This is a genomic window from Kitasatospora sp. NPDC002227 (assembly GCF_040296285.1).
Lineage (GTDB): Bacteria > Actinomycetota > Actinomycetes > Streptomycetales > Streptomycetaceae > Kitasatospora.
Genome location: NZ_JBEOWY010000111.1, coordinates 1 through 4,558 on the forward strand (window position 1 = coordinate 1; position 4,558 = coordinate 4,558).

Consider the following 4,558-nt stretch of genomic DNA (forward strand, 5'->3'; position numbering starts at 1 on the left):
CTGCCTGTTGACCGAACTAACTACGTCGTTTTCGCAGGTCAGTGACCTTATGAGGGCTCCTCCGTTAGCCCGTTCGTGAACTCATCTGAAGCGCTCCGCAGAGACCTCGCGAACCTGACCGTGCCGCAGACCGGCCGCCTGGCGGAGACGGGCAAGGCCGAGGAGCCGTACAGGCTGCTTGACCCTGCTGGCGTCGTCGTGGAGCCGGTGGCCGACTGGTTTGCTGAACTGCAGGCATGCTCCAAGCCGCCGGGCACGATCCGGTCGTACGGCATGGACCTCCTGCGGTGGCACAGGTTCCTGTGGAAGCTGGAGATCCCGTGGGACAAGGCGACTCGGGCTGATGCCCGGGACTTCTCCCGCTGGCTCCAACTCGCAGACAAGCCAGTGCGGTTGCACTGGCGCTACGAGAAGTTCGGGTTGCCGCCCGGCGGGATCCCGAAGCAGAGCCGGCCGGACCGCGGCACCCCGAACCCGGTGACGGGCAAGGCCGGTCCGGGCGAGAAGTACGCGCCGACGACCAGGGCCCACAGCGAGACGGCCATCCGGCTGTTCTACGACTTCCACTGCGAAGAGGGCGCCGGGCCGCTGCTCAACCCGTTCCCGCTCGACCGCTCCCGCCGCTCCCGCCGGGCCCAGGCGGCGGCACGGCCGAACGCCCACCACAACCCCATGGAGGTCTTCCTCAACGAGCGGACTGGCCGCTACCGCCCGACCGTGCCCAAGCGGATCCCGAAGCGGATCCCCGACGAGCTGTTCAACGCCCTGTTCGCCGCGCTGAACCACAACCGGGACCGGGCCCTGCTGGCCTTCTGGGTCTCCACCGGAGTCCGGGCCGAGGAACTGCTCGGCAGCAAGACCAAGGACGCGCATCCGGGCCAGCAGCTGATCGGCGTGATCCGCAAGGGCAGCCGCGAGTATCAGGAGGTCCCCGCCTCCACGGACGCGTTCGTCTGGCTTCGCCTGGCCCAGGAAGAGGCCCGGCGGGCCGGGGTGCCCCAGGGGCGCCACCAGACCCTCTGGTGGACGCTGAGGCGGCCCTGGCGCCCGTTGAACTACGACGCAGCCAGGGCCATGTTCAACCGGGCCAACGAGCTCCTCGGGTCGAACTGGACCCTTCACGACCTGCGGCACACCGCCGCCTACCGCATGGCCCGCGACCCCGAGCTGTCGCTCACCGACGTCCAGTGGGTCCTCAACCACGCTCACCTGTCCACCACGGAGATCTACCTCGCGGCCAGCCAGGACGAGATCGTCGAGCAGTTGCTCGCACACCACGCCCGCCAGGCCGCCGGGAAGCTCCCTGCGCCGAGGCCTCCGGCCCCGGGCTACAACGCGGCGAGCCTGGACGTCCTGTTCGGCCGGTCATGACGAGCACGACGCTGCTGGCTAAAGTGCCAGCTCAAGGCCCTGTTCTCGCGCTCCACGGATCGCACTACAAGGCCCTGCAGAAGGCCTACCCGCCTCGGCCCGTCCCGGAGACCTGGTCGGAGACCACGGCCGACAGCGACACCGTTCTCGACCGGCTGAACGAGCTGTTCAAGGACACCGCGAAAAACACGCGCTACACCCGTTGGCGCGGGGCCTGCCACGTGATGCGGTGGCTTGAGCAGTTCGACGGCGAGAACTGGCAACAGCGTTGGCGCAACAGCCCGTTGGACAAGAACTTCGCCGCCGGCCTGCCCGACCTCGAAGCCTGGGTCCGACAGCACCTGGCCCCAGTCCCCGACGGCGTCCTGCGAGCCGGAATCCTCGGGCTGGCCTGCGCGGACGTGATCCGGCCCGACGCGGCCTGGCTGCTGACCCGCCGCTCGCGGCACATGCGCCAGATCGTGGCCGAGCACCGCGACCCGGACGGCTTCGCCGCCCTGGAAGCACAGGCCGCCCCGGGCATCTGGGACGCCAAGCTCGGCCTGCAAGCCCGCAACCAGATCGCCACGATCATCCTGGCCAAGGGCGGCAAGGTCCGCGACATCACCGTCGGTGACTGCCTTGAACTGCGCGGCATCGAGACAGAGGTCATGGCCTCCGGCGCCGGCCGGTCGCTGTTCTACCTCTGGCTCAAGGAACTGGAGGTCCTCCCGCCGGATGCACCGGCCACCCTCCGCGACTTCAAGCGGCGGGCCGGCCAGGTCAGCGTCGAAGAGCTGGTGGACCGCTACAACCTGCAGTGCCGCCCGGTCCGCGACGTGATCGTGGATTACCTCACCGAACGCCAAGCGGCCCTGGACTACACGTCCCTGGAGGGCCTGTCGCGCAACCTCGCCCAGCTGTTCTGGGCCGACCTTGAACGTCACCACCCAGGGATCGACTCCCTACGACTTCCGAAGAACATCGCGACCGCCTGGAAGGAGCGCATCCGCACCAAGACACGCCGCAAGCGGCAGCCCGACGGCAGCTTCATCGAGATCACCACCGAACGGCAGAGCGCCATCGCGGTGCTGAACCTCGTCCGCGCGTTCTACCTCGACATCTCGCAGTGGGCGGCCGAGGAACCGGGACGGTGGGGGCCCTGGGTGGCACCCAACCCGATCAAGGAATCGGAGCTGGCCCACAAGAAGCACGCCAAGCGGCAGAAGGCGAAGGCCGACCAGCGAACCCGGGAACGGCTTCCGGTCCTGCCCACCCTGGTCCAGGCCGCGGACCAGCAACGCAAGGAGGCCAGGACACGGCACCTGGCGGCTCTTGAGGTCGCGCCCGGAGCCACGTTCACGGTCCTCGGCAAGACCTACACCCGCGTCAAGCACCCCCGCTGGTCCGATGGCGTCGCCGCCAACACCGTCTACAACCAGGAAGGACGTCGGTGCACGTTCGGCTATGCCGAGCACCGGGCCTTCTGGGCCTGGGCGACGGTGGAGTTCCTCCGCCACACCGGCGTCCGGATCGAGGAGATGCTGGAGGTGAGCCACCACAGCATCACCCAGTACACGCTCCCCACCACCGGGGAGCTCGTTCCTCTCCTGCAGATCGCCCCCTCGAAGACCGACCAGGAGCGACTCCTGCTCGTCAGCCCCGAGCTGGCCGACGTGCTCAGCGCCATCGTCTGCCGAATCCGCGACGCCTCCGGGACCGTCCCGCTCGTCCGCTCCTACGACCATGCCGAGAGGGTCTGGAACCCGCCCATGCCGCTGCTGTTCCAGTGGCGCACGGGCGGCCAGGACAGGTCCATCTCCCAGACCACGATCCGCCGGGCCCTCAACGAGACCCTCGACTTCGCCGGCCTGACCGACAACACCGGCCAGCCGCTCAACTACCAGCCCCACGACTTCCGAAGGATCTTCATCACCGACGCCATCATGAACGGCCTGCCGCCCCACATCGCACAGGTCATCGCCGGCCACGACGACATCTCGACCACCATGCGCTACAAGGCGATCTACCCCACGGAGGCCATCGAGGCCCATCGCGCGTTCATCGCTCGGCGCCGGTCGACCCGTCCCAGCGAGGAGTACCGCAGGCCGACGGACGCCGAATGGAACGACTTCCTGGGGCACTTCGAGCTCCGCAAGCTCTCCATCGGCGCCTGCGGACGATCATTCGGAACAGCATGCATCCATGAGCACGCCTGCATCCGCTGCCCGATGCTCCGACCCGACCCGGGCGAACGACGGCGACTGGTCGAGATCAGGGACAACCTCGTCGACCGCATCGCCGAGGCCCAGCGAGAAGGCTGGCTCGGCGACGTGAAGGGCCTGGAGGTCAGCCTGGAAGGGGCCAAGGACAAGCTCGCCCAGATGGATGCGCAGACGGCAAGGGCAAGGCAGTCGATCTACCTAGGAATGCCATCGTTCGGCGAGATCGCTGCACGAGCCACCTGATCCCGGCTCCGCCAGGCGACTGGCGGAGCCCCTCAGGGCTGACGACGCGCGAGGATGATCCCTCCCAGCTTGCTCTCGGCAGAGGTGAGAGTCTTGTGCGTCTCGACGACGAAGCCGGCTTCGTTGAGCCACTCGATCGTCTGGTCATGCTGCCGACGATGGACATAGACCTTCATCGGGTGCCCGCCATAGCCCTCAGTCTTCAACCGCGACTCGTCACCGATATGGAAGCTGAGCAGCAACGGCCCACCGGGCCGGAGCACTCGGTGGAAATGCCCAAGGACCGAGCTGATTTCGACGTCAGGAACGTGGATCAGTGAGTACCAGGCGATCAGGCCAGCCACCGAGGCGTCGCCCAGGGTGAGATCGGTCATGGAGCCGAGAACGAACCGCACACCAGGGTGATCACGACGGGCCACCTCGATCATTCCAGGTGACAGATCGATGCCGAACGCATCCAGGTCCAGCTTCCGCAGGTGGCCTGTGATCCTGCCGGTCCCGCACCCCACGTCCGCGACCGGGCCGCCACCATGGGCATGCACGAGGTCGGCAAACAGGGCCAAGACCGCGCGCTCTTCGGGTGTTTCGTCCAAGAGGTGACGTGTCAGCTCTGCGTAACTTGCAGCCACAGTGTCATAAGACGTCCGCGTATCTGCCAGCCAGTCATCTGCATTCAGTCCCGTCGCCACTGACCGCACGCTACCCGAGTCATCAAGCAGCGTGACGGCTAGTTCGGAGAA

The 4,558-nt window shown here is 67.4% G+C and carries 3 protein-coding genes; 2 read left to right on the forward strand and 1 reads right to left on the reverse strand.

The features are described 5' to 3' along the window. The first annotated feature begins 75 nt into the window (after positions 1–75). Positions 76–1,371, forward strand: a complete 1,296-nt coding sequence (locus ABT095_RS38525) for a tyrosine-type recombinase/integrase (RefSeq protein WP_350534299.1) — start codon at positions 76–78, stop codon at positions 1,369–1,371. Then, entirely contained in the window at positions 1,368–3,818 is a 2,451-nt protein-coding gene (locus tag ABT095_RS38530) for a tyrosine-type recombinase/integrase (RefSeq protein WP_350534300.1), read from the forward strand. The genes ABT095_RS38525 and ABT095_RS38530 overlap by 4 nt, the downstream gene beginning before the upstream one ends. Before the next feature lie 32 nt (positions 3,819–3,850). On the opposite strand, the gene ABT095_RS38535 is transcribed toward ABT095_RS38530, so the two are convergent. Continuing rightward, the gene (locus tag ABT095_RS38535; RefSeq protein ID WP_502885143.1) at positions 3,851–4,495 is read right to left on the reverse strand and encodes a class I SAM-dependent DNA methyltransferase; all 645 of its coding nucleotides are present in this window, start codon (positions 4,493–4,495) and stop codon (positions 3,851–3,853) included. Positions 4,496–4,558 lie beyond the last annotated feature (63 nt).

Excerpts from the sequence above, each read along its gene's own strand:
- ABT095_RS38530 (WP_350534300.1), top strand. The coding sequence starts at position 1,368 with ATGACGAGCACGACGCTGCTGGCTAAAGTGCCAGCTCAAGGCCCTGTT.